Origin of the sequence: Paenibacillus helianthi, from assembly GCF_001909055.1 — a bacterium.
Classification (GTDB): Bacteria; Bacillota; Bacilli; order Paenibacillales; family Paenibacillaceae; genus Paenibacillus_AQ; species Paenibacillus_AQ helianthi.
The window spans coordinates 1-18238 of the sequence record NZ_LVWI01000079.1; the positions used below are offsets into that span (position 1 = coordinate 1).

Genomic DNA, 18238 nt, shown 5'->3' on the forward strand with positions numbered 1-18238 from the left:
TGAAATGGTTGGTCGCACTTCCATTTTACCAAAAGAGTGGTTTCTTTTTTGCGTTTTTATAAATATTGTAGTATGTTTCCCGCTTAAACAGCGGAGAGGACGGAACGATTGTGGAAAAGCGATAGCGTTCGCCTTTGTGTCCGGATTTTCACCGCTAAGGGGAATAAAAAAAATCTGGACACAAGAGCGATTGGAACAACGGTCCGTTCGCGGAGCGTCCTCACGGAGCACAACGTTTGTCCGACTCCAAAAACAAGGGATGTCCCAAGTAGCCATTTCATGGCTTATGGGACACCCCCGTTGGACTAATTGCTTTGTAATTATAGCTTAGTATTCGTTGAACATTGCAGCGATTTCCTCGTAACCCGTTGTTTGGGTCAACGCCAGCGACAACAGAATCCGTGCCTTCTGCGGTACCAGACTGTTGCAGGGAATCGAATTGGCGGACAGGTCGATATAGGAATCCTTCAGTGTAATGCCGCTGGATATCCGCGAGCATCTGACGACAGGAATATTGTTGTTTTTGAGCTCACCGACCTTATCGATCCAGGGCTTGCTGTAGATGCCTCCGCCGGCTCCGGCAATAATAATGCCTTTGGAGATGGTAGCCAGATAATCCAGAATGCCCGGATTGGCATCCACATGGAAGTAGGCCACGGACACCTCCGGCAGTTCAACCAATGTTGATACGTCAAACTGGGCGGCGGTAGTATGTTTTTTGAGCGATCTCGTATAGAAAAAAGCCTGGCTGTCCCGCATATAGCCTAGACACCCGAAATCCCGCTCATCGAAGGCATTGGCCTTAAAGGTGTTGACCTTCTGCACATCCCGGCCGCTGTAAATCCCTTCAGCAAAAACCACCATGACTCCCTGACCGGAAGCCTCCGGGTTGGCCGCCAAGGCCACCGACTGATACAGATTCAGCGGGCCATCCGCACTGATCGCCGTAGCCGGACGCATGGAGCCGGTAATTACCACCGGTTTATCGGTTTTGATTACCAGATTCAGAAAATAGGAGGTTTCATCCAGGGTATCCGTACCATGTGTGATGACAAACCCATGAACATCTTCACGAAGTGCAAGTGTGTTGATTAGAGTGGCCAAGGTCAGCCAGTGTTCGCTGGTAATATCCGCGCTGCACAGATTGCTGACCTGCACCCCCGCACAATTCGCTACCCGTTCCAGGTGGGGAACACTGTCCAGCAAATCCTGTATCGGCAGAGCACCGGGCTCGTAATTTAAGGTTTTATGCGCTTCGCCACTGCCGGCAATCGTACCGCCGGTGGCGAGAATGACCACATTTTTAAGAATGGGATTATAAAAAGGTGAAGCTGTAAAATTCACTTCCGGAGATGGCATAATCATCGCTTATTTCCTTTCAGATGATATCGTAAATCAAGTATATTGAGGATCAATGTATTATAACATACGATATATGGGGTTAAGGGTGTTTTTTAATCAGAACATAGTATACTGAGGGAAATTACCAATCTATAGGGAGGAGCTGGAAGATGATTGAATTGGAGGTTCAAGACTATTACAAGGGTTTGCCGGCGCTGGATCAGGTAAAAATAAACACACTCTTTGCGAGAGCTGTGCTGGAGCAGCGAATTCCGGGCAAAGTCTATGCCGACAGCAAAGATATACCGCGAGCGTTCTATGTCGTTCATCCATACGGGATGTCATTGGTTTATGGTGATTCCTCGAATAGCAGCTTTAATCGCGGGCTGTCTGATTACATATTGGACAGAGAGGGAATCCGTCTGTATGCGGAATGGCTGCAGGGAGACCCGGCCGGTGAATGGAGTGAATGGATCGATGCGTTAGCGGCTGTACATAATAGTGAATTACAGGTAAGGGGCGGGATGATTGAACAGGACGATCATCGGCTAATTCAGAGAAATACCAGAGTGAACTTCAGATTAGACCGTGAAGCTTATTTTGCTGCCAGAGCACAGTTCTTTAAGCAGGATGCAGCCCTTGTACGAACGGGAAAAGAGCAATATGCAACTCTGACCGGCTCAGTGGTCCCCAAGTACTTTTGGCGTGATGAGGAGCATTTCCTTGCCGAAGGAGTCGGCTTCAGTATTATGGAGGGGGACGAGACCGCTTCTACGGCGTTTGCGTCCTGCTTGGCAGGTGGCCAGTTGGAAATTGGAATTGAGACTGCGGAAGCCTTCCGGGGCAGGGGATATGCATTTACCGTAAGTTCGGCATTGATCGATTATTGTCTTGACCATCCATTGGAACCGGTGTGGGCTTGCCGCCTGGAGAATCAAGGGTCGTACTATCTCGCACAGAAACTGGGATTCAAACCGTCACTGACGCTGCCGTATTACCGGCTGTCACATCGATAAATTTCGATTATGCGTCGCAAGCACAAGATTGAAAAAAGGCACGACTCCGTGGGAGGGTGCCTTTTTTGTGCGGTAAATGGTATTGAAAAAGACAGCCTACACCTGTCCGGCATCCACGAAGCAATGCAGATGAAGCGGAGACAGCACCTTAAGTCCTTCCCCGAGCTCAAAATCCTTTCCTTCCGCCAGTTCTAGCCCCTTCTTCTTGAAATACAAAGAGTAAAGTGCCAGCGTATCCTCACTGAACTGGCTGCTGTGCAGTGCCATGGCAGCGAACTTGCGGTCGAAGAAGCGGGTAACATCGATCACGGTATTGGGTTCAGCCGTTAAATAAAATCCGATCGCTTTCGGCTGCCAGGGCTGTGTGCGGGTTCCCCGGGGATACAGCGGCAGTCCCGAGGACAGAAAAGCCTGGGCGGCCGCCCGTCCGGTGACAATATGATCATAGTGGGCTTCATAGGGAAGCCACGGATCGGGACAGAATACCGCATCTGGCTGAATGGTACGGATGATTTCGGCAATCTCTGCCGCCAGAGCCGGAATATGCTCAAGTGTGCCGTCTCCATGCGGCAATTGGTGGAACACCGTGGCTCCAAGCGAACGTCCCGCCGCTTCAAGCTCCTGCGAGCGGACTCGGGCGATCTCGGCATGGGACAACAGACCGTCACCACTCCCCAAATCTCCATTCGTCACTGTTAAGTAATGAACCTCACAACCCTTTTCCGCTAGAGCGGCAATCGTTCCGCCCATGCCCACTTCATTATCGTCGGGATGGGGCTGAATACACAATATTCTCCGGCAATCCGTAAGATCGGGAGGAGCCATAAGGCTGTAGAGGATGGATGAATCCATTTTGAATCGCTCCTTCTTTTGCTAAAAGTATGGGTATGGAAATTAGGCTGTTCTGACTACATTGCCCTGTGGTTCTCCAAATCAATCAGAATCTGTGTCCGCTGCTTATCGCTTATCGAATAGAACAGAATCGGAATTATGGCCCCAAGGAAACAAATGGCGGGCAGTAAAAACATCACAAAGCTCAGACCCTGCTGAAGCCCAGGCGTAGCAGGCTGATTCTCCACGTAATTCAGAAGCCCAAGACTTGCCCCGATAATCAGCCTGGACACTGCTCCGCTGAATTTGGTGATAAAGGTATTCGTAGAGAATACAATCCCTTCCCCCCGAAAGCCCAGCTTCCACTCTGAATAATCAATCGTATCCAGCAGCATCGAGGTGCTGACAATTATGCTTATACCTGAGAAAAAGAAGCTGATCCCAAAGAACACTAGCGTAAACAGAACATTCTCATCACCGAACAGATATGGAACCACACAGGAGAGGCTGCCCAGGATACATGAGGAGATAAATACACTTTTCTTGGAAAAGGCACCCAATAGCTTGGGCGTTGCGGTCATACCCAGCAGCATACCGACCACCAGGCTGATTCCGACCTGTGTCCCATAGCTGGCATCTCCCCAGACATAAACCACATAGTAGAGTTGAATGCTCTGTCTGATGCCGGTTACGAGATTGATAATCAGCAGTGAAGCCAGCAGAGTGAGGAGAGGTTTGTTTTTATATATGGTTTGCAGATTTTTGGAGAAGGGAATCCGTTCAGCCGATGGGGCCACTCTTTCTTTGGAAAGGATTCCAGTCAGCCAAATAGCCAGCGCAGCAATGACCGATACGATGATTGCAGAGTAGAGATAGGCTCCGGTGCTTCTTTCACCGCCGAAGGCAAGCAGGAGCTGTATGCCGCCTATGGTGATTATGACTGTACCTAGGGTTCCGCCGATTTTGCCCAGCGTTACGACCAGTGTCCGTTCCGCAGGATCTTTGGAAATGACAGAGGATAACGCCCAAAGCGGGGTGTCGCAGACCGTGTATAACATTCCCCACAGCAAATAAGAAACCGTTGCTAGGGCTACGGTCAGGGTGGAGGAAGTACCGAAATCCATGAAGCACAGCACGGTAGCGGCAGCGATCAGGAACGGAGCAAACAGCAAATAAGGCCTGAATTTCCCCCACCTGGAATGTGTTTTGTCTGTGATCATCCCCATCACCGGGTCCAGGCAAGCGTCGAAAATACTTGCAGTGACCAAGATGACACTGGCTGTCGTTGCGGGAATGCCAAGTAAGTCCGTATAAAAGAATAAAATGTACATCGACATGAAGCTGTAAAGCATATTTTGGCCCAGCAATCCGCCGGAAAACACCACTTTTTCTGCCAAGGTTACTTTTGTTGTCAATCGGCTGCCCTCTTTTCTTCGGAAGATTCGGAGAATCTGTTTCTTCATAATTATGTCTATTTATAACTTATTTGCACATATTGTCAAGGGTGTGCTGCAGGTTGACAGGAATCAAATGCCTTTTGTGTATATGCGCAATAAAGTGAACGAAAAAAAATAAGCATATTTAACCATTGTCAGAAAATTGCTATTCATAATTCCGCAGAATATGTCGAAATATAGCTAAGCTGTTCAGAGGTCATGCAGGGGGAGTGCAAGAAGAATGCATAACCTTCAGACCAGACACTAAGATGTTAATATGTGGGGGGATTCTAATGAAATGGTATGGTAATTTGAAAACAGCAACAAAAATCATCTCTTCATTTTTGATTGTATCTTTGATACTTGCGGGATTAGGCGTGTTCTCGATCTTCACGCTGCGCGGCGCCAACGGTAACATAAAAGAGCTGTATAGCAACAATCTGATATCGGTCCGGGATTTATCGGCTGCCCAGATTAAATACCAGACTATCAGAGTATTTTTGAGGGATATGAGTACAGCAACAGGAGATGCTGAAGTTTCGGACTACAAGGAGAAAATCAAAACCACAACCCAGGAAATTGACAAGTATATGGATAACTACCGACCGCTTGCTACTACACAGAAAGAACAAGATTTGCTGCGTGATTTTGATGAACAATATACGAATTACATGAAATTGTTTAACCAAGGAATGATTTTAGCGGAGCAGAAAGATCCAACTGATTTTAATGCTTTTAAGCCGCAAATAGCACAGCAAGGAGAAATGGTTGTTGCAAATTTGAATGGTCTGATTGAAACGAACGTGCAACTCGCAGATCAAACGAATACCGACTCCCAATCGGCCTATGCTTCGTCATTGAACTTGACCATCGTAATCATTGTAGTCTCAGTAATTCTAAGTATTCTCATTGGTTACGCCATAGCCCGCTCCATTTCTAAGCCTCTCTTGAATATGCTTGGACTGGCTTCCGAAGTGGCAAATGGGAATCTGACTCAGCGTTCAGACATTTCTACCAAGGACGAAGTCGGACAATTGGCCAGTGCACTGAACCGGATGGTTGATAATCTCAAAGAGCTGATTAACGGGATTGTGATGAATTCGCAGAGCGTCGCTGCCTCTTCCGAAGAAATCTCAGCGAGCACACAAGAAATTGCCAGTACCAGCACTACCCAGTCCGTGGCGTCGGCAAGTATTACCGAACTGTTCAAAGAACTCTCCCTGGCAATTAACTCTGTAGCGGTAAGTGCGGAGGAAGCCGCAGAGCTGTCCAATCAAACGGTCATTACAGCACGTGAAGGCGGTTACGTGGTGGAATCGTCGCTTCAGGGCATGCAAGCCGTGAATCACCAGATGACACAGCTCGAAGAGGATAGCCGCAAAATCGGCGATATTATTGAGGTCATTGACGATATTGCCGAACAGACCAATCTCCTCGCTCTGAACGCTGCCATTGAAGCGGCTCGTGCAGGAGAACAAGGCCGGGGCTTTGCAGTAGTAGCAGATGAAGTACGGAAACTGGCAGAACGAAGCAGTGATGCTACCAAGGAAATTACAAAAATCATCAAAGCTATGCAAGAGAACACCAAGCAAAGTGTCCGGGCTGTTGCCGAAAGTGTTGAGCAATCTTCGATGACCAGCCAGGCCTTTGAGCAAATTATCAGCATGGTCAACACCTCATCGCTCAAAGTTAATGAAATAGCGGCAGCCTGTGAAGAGGAATCGGCTCAAGCAGCCGAAGTAATGAATTCGGTTGAATCCATAGCGGCCTCTAGTGAAGAGTCTGCCGCTGCCTCGGAGGAGACAGCAGCAACCTGCCAGGCGTTGGCCCAGCTCGCTGAGGAGCTTGCCCACTCCGCGGGTGCGTTCAGAACCCACTAATCTACAGACTGAAGGTGTATTCATGTCCACACTGCAGAAGGAACAATATATAGAGCTGGCTGTTGGTCCGGAAACCTGCGCCATTCGCATTGAAGAAGTGCATGAAATTATCAAAATGCTCAGCATTACCGACATTCCTTTCAGCCGGAATGAAGTAAAGGGTGTAGTCAATCTTCGCGGCAAGGTAGTCTGCGTAATGAGTCTGCGAAATTTACTGGGGATGTCCGATGAGGCTTATACACGGGCCACAAGAATTGTGGTGGTCCGTTTCCGGGAAGAATTTGTAGGTCTAATCGTGGATAAAGTGAATAAGGTAACCACCTATGGAGAGGTACATCCCCCATCAAGTGGACAAGGCCGAAGCCGTGAAGGCGTATTCCTGGGCATTGGCCAACGTGAGGATCAACTGATCGGTATTTTGAAGCTCGAGGAAGTATTGGGCGGTTAGGGAGGAGAACAATAGATGATGATGGAGCTGTCTGCCTACCGCGATATTTTCATTGAAGAGCTGAACGACCAATTGGAACGGATAGATCAGTCGCTTCTGGTATTGGAGCATACCCCATCCCCGGAGCTGATCCAGACGATTTTCCGAGCTGCACATACAATCAAAGGGTCTTCATCCACTATGGGCTTCAAGGAAATGAGTGACTTGACCCATGAAGTCGAATATATCCTGGATTGGGTTCGGGAAAAGAAGCCGGAGATCAGTTCCCAACTGATTGACACCTTGTTTCGGGCGCTGGATGTAATGAAGCTGCTGCGCACCGAGTATATCAGTGGAAGTAATTACACAGATTGCAGCAGTATGGTGTCCGAGATCAAGTCCCTGATCAGCATGCGTTCAGAACCAGAACGGAGCATGCCCCCGGTTCTGAACGCATCAGAAATGCTTCAGGCGGAGGAAGCAGCTGGCTCAGGACAGCATCTGCTCGCTGTAAGCGTCAATCTGATGGAAGATTGTCTGATGAAGGCTGCAAGACATTTTATCCTGGTGCAGCGTATTGAAGAGGTGTGTGGAACCGTTATTGCTGTCTCTCTTCATAAAGCGGCTGCTCCGGGAGCGGATGAAGACGAACGGCATGGCCAGTTTACCGTGGTGGTTGCTACCTTGAAGGAGAGGCAACAGATTCAGGACCAGCTTGGTGTCGATTCTGATGTGAAGAGTATGCATATTGCTCCATTTGAGCTGAAATGGTCCAGAACGGACAGCTTAGTTCATGCCCCGGAGGCACCTGTACAGCAGGGGAACCCAAAGCCGGATGAACGGGGGAAAGGTTCCCATCCAACGGTCAGGGTCAACGTGGAGCGTCTGGATCACCTGATGAATCTGGTCGGTGAACTGCTGATTGAGCAGACCTCTTTAGCCGATTTGAGTGCTGCCGGTCAACGTTCCGATCCGGGCAGAGTTCTGCCCGATATTGGAAGTGTATCCGATCATATGGGCAGTATTATCAAGGAGCTGCAAGAAGGGGTCATGAAGACACGGATGCTGCCGATCGATCAGCTGTTCAGCCGATTCCCCCGTCTGGTTCGGGATTTAGCCCAGAAGCTGGGCAAGGATATTGAACTGGTGATCCAGGGCGGAGAAACGGAACTTGACCGGATGATTATCGAGGAGCTGAGTGATCCCTTGATCCACCTGATCCGTAACAGTGCGGACCACGGGATTGAGAGCCCAGAGGTCCGGGAGGCCGGAGGGAAGGCGGCGAAGGGAAGAATCACTTTAACTTCTTTTCATGAAGAGAATCATGTAGTGATCCGTCTGGAAGATGATGGACAAGGGATCGACGCTGGTAAGATCAAGGCTTTGGCTCTTGGTAAAGGGATCATATCCGAAGAGCAGGCGAGTTACTTATCAACCCAAGAAGCGGTTCATCTGATTTTTGAACCCGGATTTTCGACGGCTTCTGAGGTGAGTGAGGTGTCCGGCAGGGGGGTCGGGATGGATATCGTACGCAGTCAGATTGGACGGCTGAATGGCATTGTTGATATCCAAACTGAACCGGGACAAGGTACTGTTTTTACTATCCGTCTCCCGCTTACACTGGCCATTATTAAGGGTCTTCTGGTCAAAGTCTCCGGACGCGTGCTGATTCTGCCGATGTATAATGTCGCGGAAATTGTGCGTATTGCACCAGAAGAGATTCAAATTGTGCAAGGTGAGCAGGCAATACTTAACCATGGGCGGATTGTCCCGCTCTCCTGGCTGAGAGACAAATTGCATTATCCCCGGGCGGAGCGCAGCTCCAAGACCATTCCGCTCGTCATTGTCAGATCTGTTGACAAGATTGCCGCTTTTGCTGTGGATGAGATTATTGGCAACCAGGAAGTTGTCATTAAGTCGCTGGGAGCGTATCTCGGAACCATGAACCATCTCTCAGGAGCAACGATTCTTGGAAATGGCCGGGTTGCCCTCATTTTGGATGCTGCTTACCTGGTAAGTCATTAATTCAACAGACCTATACAACAAATAGCCGGAAGGACACAGCCCAATGCTGTGAAGTCCTTCCGGCTATTATTGAATTAAATGCTCTAACTAGTTCATAACTCCGGTAAAAGCGACTTTGCAGGGTGGCCTGAACTAAGATGTTCGATCGCTCTTTGGTTGAGCTGCAGCTCATTCATATAGGTGTTAACCTTGGATTGAAGACTTTGCAGAATCTTAATATGCATTTCGCCCACTTGCTCTTCGATGCAAAATGCCGAACATGTCATAATGCCATTTGTATAGGATTTGGTTTCATCAACAACGGTGTTGAGCTTCTCTTTATAGATTCTTTTCACCGGCCCATTCTCCGGCTTGATCTCATAATAACGACTTGTCTCCAAAAGCAGCCGCCAATGGCTGACCTTGATCTCATATTCGTCCTTTTCTATTTCTGCGGATACTTTCACAATGCGAATGTGACTGTTCGTGATGATATGACCCTCCTGAACCCTTATGTCTTAAGGGGCTAAATTCTCTTAAATGGCTTAAGAGATTATATCATGCCTGTCTCTCTATTCTCAATACTGCGTTACAGTAAAGTACTGGCAGATGACTGAACTTTAGGATTACCGGCGAGCTTTAGGACTTGTTAATACAAATAGACAACATCAGTGTTCAAGTTTTTTTGGAAAATATGATTTTTTGGGTTGAAAAAAGCGTTCGATGATTGTATAGTATAACATAATATGTAAGCTTTTACTATGTATGTGGTTTCATGAGAATACACCATCTGTTATGTTTCTTAATCAAATCCGCCTTGAACGATAAATCTTCTTAGATCTAATGATCTAACTGCCTCCATATGCAAATGCACCTCCGTAATTCCTATTAGCTACACCCTACGATTAGATAACTACCATCCCTTAAGCTGGTCACTTCACCTTTTACATCATAAATGAAACACCAAGACATACCCCATAGATTTACAAGTTTAGTGAAGGGGGGATATTCTCGGAAAATAGCGCACGGAAATGTGAAGCAAACCATTTGAGGAGGTAGCTTTATATGTTCAAAAAAATGATTGCGGTTTTTTGTGCATTAATTATCACCTTCATGACCGTATCTTTCGTCCCCCCGCAAAAGGTGAATGCCGAAGCTAATTCGGTCGTAGCCCAAAATGGCCAACTGCGAGTTTCCGGGAACCAGTTAGTGAATCAGGCGGGAGAAGCGATCCAATTAAAGGGGATGAGTTCCCATGGTGTGCAATGGTTTGGCCAGTATGTGAATTATGATAGCATGAAATGGATGAGAGACAATTGGGGTATAACTATATTTCGGGTAGCTATGTATACGCAAGATGGCGGCTACATTAATGATCCTTCGCAAAAAAACAAGGTGAAAGAAGCTGTACAGGCCGCAATTGATTTGGGAATCTATGTGATTATCGATTGGCATGTGCTGGGTGAAAAGGATCCGAATATTTATAAACAACAGGCAAAAGGTTTTTTTGCAGAAATGGCCAATTTGTATAAGGATTATCCGAATGTGATCTATGAAATTGCCAATGAGCCTAACGGGTATGCTACGTGGAACGGCCACATTAAGCCCTATGCAGAGGAAATGATTCCGGTCATCCGATCCATTGATACGAATGGAATCATTATCGTAGGAACCGGAACATGGAGCCAGGATGTACAGGATGCTGCCAACAACCCCATCGCCCAAAGCAACATTATGTATACAACTCATTTCTATGCTGGGACCCATGGTGCATGGCTGAGAGATCGTATTGATTATGCGAGGAGTAAAGGTATAGCCGTATTCGTCACAGAGTGGGGAACGAGTGACGCTTCCGGAGACGGCGGTCCTTTCCTTGCCGAATCTAAAGTATGGACGGATTTTATGAAAGACAGAAAACTGAGTTGGACCAACTGGTCGTTATGTGATAAAACGGAAGCCTCTGCTGCATTGGCGCCTGGCGCAAGCCCTTATGGAGGATGGTCTGACGGGCAGTTGACGGCATCCGGTAAATTTGTCAGAGATCAGATAAAGTCAGAAACGCCTCCAAGTGATGGTATCGTTTCTGGTAAAACCTACAAAATGGTTAACGTAGGCAGCGGTAAAGCACTGGACGCAGCTGCAGCAGGTACTGCAAACGGCACAAATGTACAGATCTGGGATGATAACGGAACGGGCGCTCAACAGTGGATAATCACCGATGTTGGCGGAGGCTTGTATAAGGTTATTAACGCCAATAGCAATACAGGTCTGGATGTAGCTGAGATGGGGACTGCCAATGGATCGAATGTGCAATTATGGAGTTATGGCGGCGGTTCCAATCAGAAGTGGAGCATTGTTAAAGTTGGAAGTGCTTACAAATTGATTGCCAGCAATAGCGGAAAAGCTCTGGATGTCAATGCTGCTGGTACTGAAAATGGAACCAACGTTCAAATTTGGGATGACAATGGCACGAACGCGCAAAAATGGAATCTGTTCCAATTAAACTAACTAGAAACCATAGAATCCAAAGAGCAGCGATTCTCCAGTACTTGGAGGACCGCTGCTCTGCAATTTTTGGTCATTTGCAGCTTGATTCAGTAGAATATGAGCAGGTGAAAGCCAAAGAACCTGGGGTGTCTCAAGTAGAGCGACAAAATAAACTTGACGATGGGCAGGTAGGGGATGCCATAATAGTGGGATATATCCTTTATTTTGAAGTTGTGCTTTGTGGTGAACAAACAATTTCTCCAATAAGGCTGGATGTCCTTCTTCTGGTACCAGATCCAGTATTATTGGAGCTTAGAATCCGCTGAAAATTCAGAAAGGGGGCATTCAACATGCCGGAAGCCACTAATCCTATGCGTAAAAAATGGTTCCGCAACTATGTCATTGTAATGACTGCCGCCATTGCCATTCTGCTTGTATTATTGTTTGCCAAGGAACCGGCGGACACCCCCAAAGAAACGGTAGAAACTGAAGGGATTCCAGCGAATACTGTGACCGCTGATATATCAGCAAAAACCGGCTTAAGGGAAACTGCAGGTGAGGCACTGGAGATGGTCAGCGAAGCCGATACACCTTCGCAAGATGGTGTTTATCTTATTAGAGATAGTAGATCGCGGGGAAGGGGGGGCTTTGAGAGTATCTTCACTTGTGTCCCTGAATATGGTAAGGAATTAAGTATACGGATTAAAAATAACGGCAGTTCGGGTATCATTATTGCTAATGTAATTCGTGGCTCGCATGAGTATGGATATGTGGATGTGAAAGCGGGACAATCCATAACGAGAACCTTCCACATGGCTGATGGCAGCGGAATTTCCGGAGAATGGAAGGTTTATCTTACCACCCAGGATGGGCATGAGACCGACTTAAACATTGCAGCAGAACAACACTAAGTAAAGTAAAGAAACAGGGGAATCGCCTGATACTTTACTTTTTATGAATAGAAAATTTTTAAGGAAAGTATTACAATAAATCCATTATTGACCTGGTAGGCCAATGAAAACTGTAAATGATTAATAAAGGAGACGAGCTATGAAAGAACACAACGTAAATAAAGGACATCCGGTTTTATTTTCACTTATGCTTGGCATTTTGCTGACCCTGTTGGTATCCGTTGCATCAGCAGCCGCAAGCATCATGGAGCTTGACGACACGGGAATCCGGTTTGCCCAGGCTTGCGCCTTTTTGCTCATGGCCGTAATCATCACGGTGTACATGACCAGAAGTAAACGTCCATTCGGCAGCTATGGATTCCAAAAACGAATCGGGGCGAAGGATAAGCAGGCGCTGTATTACATACCATTGCTGATTATCGCGCTGCTTCAGCCGGTTATGAGCGGAATCAATCTCAAACTTTCGGGAATCGGAATCTTGAGTATTCTGCTGCTAACGGTTTTTGTCGGATTTACAGAGGAAACGATTTTCCGGGGAATCATCCGGGAGAAGCTTCGTCACAAAGGGCCCGTGTTTTATATTGTTTTTTCTTCCGTGTTTTTTGGCATTCTGCATATGGCTAATGCGCTTAACGGAACTGAATTTATACATATCATTCTTCAGGTCATCAATGCGCTGCTGCTGGGCTTTATTCTGGCGCTCTTAATAGAAACTACGGACAATATTATTCCCTTAATCGTTTTTCATTTTATCTATGATGCACTTGCCATGGTCAGTAATGAAAATTTGGATCAGGAAATTCTGATAGTGTCCCTGCTGAATATTCTATATTTGCTGTATGGAATTTACCTATATGTGGTATTGACGCGCAGAAATAAATCGAATAGCCTATCGATGTAAACCACCACCGGCCCGCAAGCAGGAGTAATTCCTGCTTCGGGCCGGTTGGTTGGTGCAGCATATGAATTTGTCCTGCTATGCCACATCCGGTTCCTCATTGGAATCCGTATCTGTTTCAGGGTCAGCTGCTGCCTGTACCTCTAATTGGAATTGGTTGACCAGATTATCCAACTCCTCTGCTAATTGGGTCAGGCTACGGGTGGAATCCATCATTTCCTGCATCGCCGACATAGATCTGACGGTGGCTTGTGCCGCATGCGCAGCTTTTCCGCTGGACAGCTCTGCGTTATTGGAAATGAGCTGGATCGTAGCTGCGATCTCTTCGGAGCTGGAGGAGATCTCTTCAACTATGGCAGAAACATTGATGATCTGGCTGTTAACCGAATCTACCTTTTCTGTAATATGCTCAAACGCTTTGCCGGCTTTTTGGACAACATTTAAGCCCTCTGCCGTTTTTTCCGAGCTAAGGTTAATCTGAAGTACGACGGCCTCTGTTTCGCCCTGAATGGAGCGGATCATTGCGGATACTTGGTCAGAAGCAGTTTTGGATTTCTCCGCAAGCTTCTTCACTTCATTTGCCACAACAGCGAAGCCTTTTCCTTGTTCGCCCGCACGGGCTGCTTCTATGGATGCGTTCAAGGCTAGCAGATTTGTTTGGGATGCTATCTGTGAGATGAGCTCAATGATTCCATCAATTTCTTTCGTTTTTTCCCCCAGACGTTCAATAACTGCTACGGATTCACTGGAATCGAGAACAAGATTCTCGATCATTTGCTGCGTTTCATGAATGATTACCCGCCCCTGCTCAGCCTGTGCGAGAGAGGATGCTGATGCATGGGCGACATCCTCAGTGCTCATGGAGATCTGCTCGATGCCCTTGGCCACTTCATCGATTCCCAAGGAGCTCTCTACAATGGAAGCAGATTGTTCCTTGGAGTTCTTCGCGATCTCATCAAGGGAAGCGGCGATGCTTTTCTCTGTTCTGCTTGCCATAATGGAGATTAGTGATATCTGGTTGGCGTTATCCGCTAACCGGCTGGATGAACGTGAAATTTGTTCCAGCGTGTGCTTCAGATTAAAGACCATTTGGTAAAAGGAACGGGATAATATTCCGATCTCATCCTTGCGGCTGTTATTAAGTACTTCAATATCCGCGCGGAGGTCACCGGCAGCTATTTGCTCAGAGAACCGTACAAAGACACCTAGAGGTTTAGTGAAAAACCGGCGGACCAAGAGCCAAAAAACCAGCATCACCAGAACAAGCAAAATTAAAGATACTATGATGATGTAATACACTAAATCTACGGAAGCCTCCAGTTTATCTGCAATGTCAAACTGAACACCGGCAACATATGTAGTTTTTCCGTCCGTATGTAAAGGAGTAGTAACATCCACAATATTCTTATCCAATAGGGTTACCGTGCGGTTCTCCTTGGCTGCCTCAATGTCTTCCTTATCGGCAGGTTTGCCAATTTCTGCCGCATCCATGGAAGCTATCGCTTTGGGCTGGCTATCCAGGCTGTAAATATTAAAATCTACAATTTCAAGGTCAGCCGACTTTAGTTTATCCAGTGAAGCTTGAAGCTCCGCTGCCGATTCCTTTCCGGATAAAGTCGAGTCAAAGGCTTGGATAACGACCTGGGCCTTTTCTTCTCCAGAGCTGATAGCGGCTTTCCTGCTCTGAGAGTAGAAAACAGAACAAATGATAAGCGTTACAACAATCAGAGAAATACTAGCCATAATGATAATCTTGTTAGCAACTTTCAACGAAATCCACCTCATTATTTATTTATAATCCTGATGAAAGTAAATTGCGTACAATATACTTTTATCAAGTATAACATAGAACATGTGAAATTATATACAATTCACCCGCAACTTACTAAATGTAAAAAAAGCCTAGCAGGGCAGGCTGCATTGCCGTTGCTGTAGCTCAAAGTTCAGTTTGTACGAAAACGCTTACAAAACTGCGAAATATGCAGCTTTACTTAGATTTAGGAAGACCAGGAATGGGAATCACCGTATATCGGGAAATAGGCGAATAAATACAATTCTATGAAGTTTTAAATAATACCTATAATGCGCTAGAATAAAGGCATCACCACAGGAACCACAAAAGCAAACGTCAGTGGTTACCAGGGTGACTGTCTCATTCCTAAATTTAGCAATGAATGTAGGAGAGGAGAGAATCCAATGTACTAAGTTAGCGAAGCATGCCGGAATCGGCTGCGGGTAGAGAGGTGGATGTGACAACATCTTTCGGCAGACCGTGGGGATGCGGGAAACCACAGCAAATCTTTATTGAAGGAAAAAGCTGTTCATTCAAGCAAGAGTGATCTTGCGGAAGAAAGAGCGTGATTCCACCAGAAAAGGTTAGCGAAGCGTACGGATACGATGTTCACAGCAGGGAAAACGCCAGTGAAAACGTTTTTCGTGAAATCGTGTACGTGGGAATTCACCCCATATGCAGGACATGGATTATAACTCCGGACAGGAGAGAACGGGTAATACGGTAATTTGAATATGAGAACAATCACCATGTCAGGGATATGGCTTGTTACTTGGAGGAAATGATTGAAGTGCATACAGGAGTTAACACATAAGTCCCCGTTACCTTGCTATAAGGTGAACGGGGATTTATGCGTTCCTATGAATTTAATATTGAATAAGCAGAGGCGCAATGTGTTCACGGAATACATCAACAGGTGGGTTGTTTTTGCCGCGTTTGTTGTCTTGGGTCAGAACCACGACAGCCTCAATCTCCGGAAGTACATATACATACTGTCCAGCGTACCCCCGGGCGTAATAATAATCCATGGCAGTTGGCAGACCTCCGTCTGTAGCAGTTAACGGAAAAGAGTCAGTCCACCAATGCCAGCCATACCCGCCGCGGCGGGGAGGTTCGGCAAGGATTACTGGTGCCGTTGAACGCGCTACCCATTTATGAGAAATAACCTGCTTCTTCTCCCATACTCCCCCATGTAAAAAAAGCTCCCCAAATTTCAGCAAGTCGTTTGGCCGTAGCTGAAGCCCGAACCCCCCGGTGTGGATGCCCTGAGGATCCGTTTCCCAGTGATACTTCTCAATGCCAAGAGGTCCGAACAGAAATTGCTCGGCAAACTGTGCCGTTGATATTCCTGAGGCTTGGACCAGAATGGCCGATAACATCTGCGAGATTCCGGAATTGTATTCCATGTGTGTGCCCGGATCATGTGCGAGCGGCTGCTCCAGTACATACTTTACCCAATTTGGGGAGCGGGTCATTTTCGGAAAGGAATTCTGACCGCCAAATTCAGTCCAGCGAAAACCTGCGGACAAGGTTAACAAATGTTCAATCGTGATCTCCTGTTTGCGCTTATCTGTATCCCGGCCCAGCTGCGGGAAAAATTCGGCTGCCTTCGATGAAGACTCCGGGAGCAGGCCTTGATCCATTGCGATGCAGATTAGCGAAGAGAGTATACTTTTGGTACAGGAATTGATCTTGGCAATCTCTGTAGCTGTGCTGTCATTTCTATAATATTCAAATTTTAGTTCGCCCTGGAGGCTGATCAGGCAGCTTCTCAAATGCAAAGGGGCAATAACTGCAGTTAATGTCATCAGATTCATACCGTTCACCCTTTCATAAGGGATATCATACCACCAGTTGATATAATACCCCAATTGGGCTGCGGACAATCTGTAACAACGAAAAAGCTGCCCGGATTGCTCCGGACAGCTTTTTATATTTATAAATCCTGATATACAATATTAATAAGTTCGATCTTCAAGGTCTGGATAGCCTCTTCGCGGGGTAGCATGATGAACTTAGACAAATATTCGATATCTACCGAGAACAGGCTAAGAATATCCTCCATGGATGCTTTGTCTCCATTTTGTGCTTTTTTTACAGTCTCGACGAATTGATGAGATATTCCTTCAGAATTTCTAGTCCCTTCCGCTTCCATTTGCTTACCCCCTGTTGAGTCATATGTAGCTCGATCGCAACCTCGTGCTCCGGCATGCCGTCAATCACTGTTTTTTTTATGATATACCTGCATTTTTCCCAAGGAATCATTTCCAGAAGCTCGTCAACAAACAGCTCCGAAATCACCAGGCTCTCAAAGCTGTTGTCATAGAGCTGATTGTCATACAGCGGTTTGCTCTCTCTTATCAGTTGAATGCGAGTCTTATACTGGATTCTCCAAGCTGAGCGTTTTAACAGTTTTCTGCAGGTTTCAACTAACTCATCTTCACAGGTACTCATGACTACTCCCCCATGTTCAGTTTTGCACAAAAGATTAACCAGCACAGCCTGTTCCCCCAGGCCCGATCCCTCCATTTGTTAAGCATAGGATAGATCAGCTGATTTATCTCCTCATATAACAAGTAGAATATTCCATAGATTCCACAACTATCAAAAACATAAATTTACATGATTACTATTTTTATTAGCAAAGTTGTAAAAATAGCCTCTGATTTACCTTTCTTTATGAGGAAAAATAAGGTTGGGTATGTCGAAATCACACTTATTGGAGGCGATAACGATGAAGGACTATTTTACACCGGAGATCATCAATACCATTCTTACCGTACTGGTTATTCCACTGCTGGGTCTAATGGCGAAATCTATTATTGCGTATACCAAACGGGAAATTGCCCACTTGGAAGATAGGGTAGGCGACGAGGCTGTGAACAAGCTTCTGAACCGGGCTTCAGATGCCATTGAATCTGCGGTAATTGCGGTGAACCAGACGTTCGTGGAAGGGCTGAAACAGCAGGGCTCTTTCGACGCAGCGGCGATGGAGAAATCGTTCAATCTTGCCAAAGAGAGGGCTGTAGCCATATTGGGGGAAGCCGCCAAAGAGGAGCTGAGTCTTGCAATCGGTGATCTCGAAGCCTGGATTGAAACGAAAATAGAAGTTTATGTGAACCGCAATAAACAGTTGTAAAAACCTGCTCTGATTTCCCTTTGTTAAGTAAAGGAGGAGCAAGGTTTCGCCATAATCGATACGCTTATCACAAAAA

General features: G+C 46.5%; 16 protein-coding genes. 8 read left to right on the forward strand and 8 right to left on the reverse strand.

Translation table 11 applies throughout. From position 1 onward, the window contains the following. Positions 1-327: 327 nt before the first annotated feature. On the reverse strand, positions 328-1365 hold the full coding sequence (locus A3844_RS26810) for an asparaginase (protein ID WP_083607041.1): 1038 nt from the start codon (positions 1363-1365) through the stop codon (positions 328-330). 146 nt (positions 1366-1511) lie between these two features. Here A3844_RS26810 and A3844_RS26815 point away from each other — a divergent pair, with 146 nt between their 5' ends. Continuing rightward, on the forward strand, positions 1512-2357 hold the full coding sequence (locus tag A3844_RS26815) for a GNAT family N-acetyltransferase (RefSeq protein ID WP_074109042.1): 846 nt from the start codon (positions 1512-1514) through the stop codon (positions 2355-2357). Positions 2358-2453: 96 nt separating this feature from the next. Here A3844_RS26815 and A3844_RS26820 read toward each other — a convergent pair whose 3' ends face one another. Then, on the reverse strand, positions 2454-3209 hold the full coding sequence (locus tag A3844_RS26820; protein WP_074101412.1) for a PIG-L deacetylase family protein: 756 nt from the start codon (positions 3207-3209) through the stop codon (positions 2454-2456). Between the two features lie 56 nt (positions 3210-3265). Then, positions 3266-4603, reverse strand: a complete 1338-nt coding sequence (locus A3844_RS26825; protein WP_074109043.1) for an MFS transporter — start codon at positions 4601-4603, stop codon at positions 3266-3268. 314 nt (positions 4604-4917) lie between these two features. Here A3844_RS26825 and A3844_RS26830 point away from each other — a divergent pair, with 314 nt between their 5' ends. From A3844_RS26830 to A3844_RS26840, 3 genes are read left to right on the forward strand one after another with little or no spacing between them, the layout of a single operon-like run. After that, a complete protein-coding gene (locus tag A3844_RS26830) occupies positions 4918-6504 on the forward strand; it encodes a methyl-accepting chemotaxis protein (protein ID WP_074109044.1) in 1587 nt (528 codons plus the stop codon). 22 nt (positions 6505-6526) lie between these two features. Then, on the forward strand, positions 6527-6952 hold the full coding sequence (locus A3844_RS26835; protein WP_074087006.1) for a chemotaxis protein CheW: 426 nt from the start codon (positions 6527-6529) through the stop codon (positions 6950-6952). Between the two features lie 15 nt (positions 6953-6967). Further along, on the forward strand, positions 6968-8956 hold the full coding sequence (locus tag A3844_RS26840; protein WP_244169864.1) for a chemotaxis protein CheA: 1989 nt from the start codon (positions 6968-6970) through the stop codon (positions 8954-8956). A 92-nt stretch (positions 8957-9048) separates the two neighbouring features. Here A3844_RS26840 and A3844_RS26845 read toward each other — a convergent pair whose 3' ends face one another. Next, positions 9049-9402: a hypothetical protein gene (locus A3844_RS26845; protein WP_074109045.1), complete on the reverse strand. Its 354-nt coding sequence runs from the start codon at positions 9400-9402 to the stop codon at positions 9049-9051. 598 nt (positions 9403-10000) lie between these two features. On the opposite strand from A3844_RS26845, the gene A3844_RS26850 reads away from it, so the two are divergent. The 3 genes from A3844_RS26850 to A3844_RS26865 all read left to right on the forward strand — a co-directional run bounded on the left by A3844_RS26850 (position 10001) and on the right by A3844_RS26865 (position 13234). Beyond that, positions 10001-11443 carry a cellulase family glycosylhydrolase gene (locus A3844_RS26850; RefSeq protein WP_074087008.1) on the forward strand — a complete coding sequence of 481 codons (1443 nt, stop codon included), beginning with the start codon at positions 10001-10003 and terminating at the stop codon, positions 11441-11443. Positions 11444-11772: 329 nt separating this feature from the next. Then, on the forward strand, positions 11773-12333 hold the full coding sequence (locus A3844_RS26860; RefSeq protein WP_074109047.1) for a hypothetical protein: 561 nt from the start codon (positions 11773-11775) through the stop codon (positions 12331-12333). A gap of 139 nt (positions 12334-12472) precedes the next feature. Then, a complete protein-coding gene (locus A3844_RS26865; protein WP_074109048.1) occupies positions 12473-13234 on the forward strand; it encodes a CPBP family intramembrane glutamic endopeptidase in 762 nt (253 codons plus the stop codon). A gap of 75 nt (positions 13235-13309) precedes the next feature. Here A3844_RS26865 and A3844_RS26870 read toward each other — a convergent pair whose 3' ends face one another. The 4 genes from A3844_RS26870 to A3844_RS26885 all read right to left on the reverse strand — a co-directional run bounded on the left by A3844_RS26870 (position 13310) and on the right by A3844_RS26885 (position 17477). After that, a complete protein-coding gene (locus A3844_RS26870) occupies positions 13310-15001 on the reverse strand; it encodes a methyl-accepting chemotaxis protein (protein WP_074087011.1) in 1692 nt (563 codons plus the stop codon). An 888-nt stretch (positions 15002-15889) separates the two neighbouring features. Continuing rightward, positions 15890-16840: a serine hydrolase domain-containing protein gene (locus A3844_RS26875; protein WP_074109049.1), complete on the reverse strand. Its 951-nt coding sequence runs from the start codon at positions 16838-16840 to the stop codon at positions 15890-15892. 119 nt (positions 16841-16959) lie between these two features. Then, complete coding sequence (locus tag A3844_RS33585; protein ID WP_244169865.1) at positions 16960-17088, reverse strand: hypothetical protein; 129 nt, start codon at positions 17086-17088, stop codon at positions 16960-16962. Positions 17089-17117: 29 nt separating this feature from the next. Further along, positions 17118-17477, reverse strand: a complete 360-nt coding sequence (locus A3844_RS26885) for a sigma-70 RNA polymerase sigma factor region 4 domain-containing protein (protein ID WP_074101110.1) — start codon at positions 17475-17477, stop codon at positions 17118-17120. Positions 17478-17757: 280 nt separating this feature from the next. Here A3844_RS26885 and A3844_RS26890 point away from each other — a divergent pair, with 280 nt between their 5' ends. Next, positions 17758-18162, forward strand: a complete 405-nt coding sequence (locus A3844_RS26890; RefSeq protein ID WP_074109050.1) for a hypothetical protein — start codon at positions 17758-17760, stop codon at positions 18160-18162. The last annotated feature ends 76 nt before the right edge of the window (positions 18163-18238 follow it).

What these genes read in the sequence shown, in the direction of transcription:
- A3844_RS26810 (WP_083607041.1), bottom strand. Translation starts at nt 1,365, where the DNA reads ATGATTATGCCATCTCCGGAAGTGAATTTTACAGCTTCACCTTTTTAT.
- A3844_RS26815 (WP_074109042.1), top strand. Translation starts at nt 1,512, where the DNA reads ATGATTGAATTGGAGGTTCAAGACTATTACAAGGGTTTGCCGGCGCTG.
- A3844_RS26820 (WP_074101412.1), bottom strand. Translation starts at nt 3,209, where the DNA reads ATGGATTCATCCATCCTCTACAGCCTTATGGCTCCTCCCGATCTTACG.
- A3844_RS26830 (WP_074109044.1), top strand. Translation starts at nt 4,918, where the DNA reads ATGAAATGGTATGGTAATTTGAAAACAGCAACAAAAATCATCTCTTCA.
- A3844_RS26835 (WP_074087006.1), top strand. Translation starts at nt 6,527, where the DNA reads ATGTCCACACTGCAGAAGGAACAATATATAGAGCTGGCTGTTGGTCCG.
- A3844_RS26840 (WP_244169864.1), top strand. Translation starts at nt 6,968, where the DNA reads ATGATGATGGAGCTGTCTGCCTACCGCGATATTTTCATTGAAGAGCTG.
- A3844_RS26850 (WP_074087008.1), top strand. Translation starts at nt 10,001, where the DNA reads ATGTTCAAAAAAATGATTGCGGTTTTTTGTGCATTAATTATCACCTTC.
- A3844_RS26860 (WP_074109047.1), top strand. Translation starts at nt 11,773, where the DNA reads ATGCCGGAAGCCACTAATCCTATGCGTAAAAAATGGTTCCGCAACTAT.
- A3844_RS26865 (WP_074109048.1), top strand. Translation starts at nt 12,473, where the DNA reads ATGAAAGAACACAACGTAAATAAAGGACATCCGGTTTTATTTTCACTT.
- A3844_RS26875 (WP_074109049.1), bottom strand. Translation starts at nt 16,840, where the DNA reads ATGAATCTGATGACATTAACTGCAGTTATTGCCCCTTTGCATTTGAGA.
- A3844_RS33585 (WP_244169865.1), bottom strand. Translation starts at nt 17,088, where the DNA reads ATGGAGGATATTCTTAGCCTGTTCTCGGTAGATATCGAATATTTGTCT.
- A3844_RS26885 (WP_074101110.1), bottom strand. Translation starts at nt 17,477, where the DNA reads ATGAGTACCTGTGAAGATGAGTTAGTTGAAACCTGCAGAAAACTGTTA.
- A3844_RS26890 (WP_074109050.1), top strand. Translation starts at nt 17,758, where the DNA reads ATGAAGGACTATTTTACACCGGAGATCATCAATACCATTCTTACCGTA.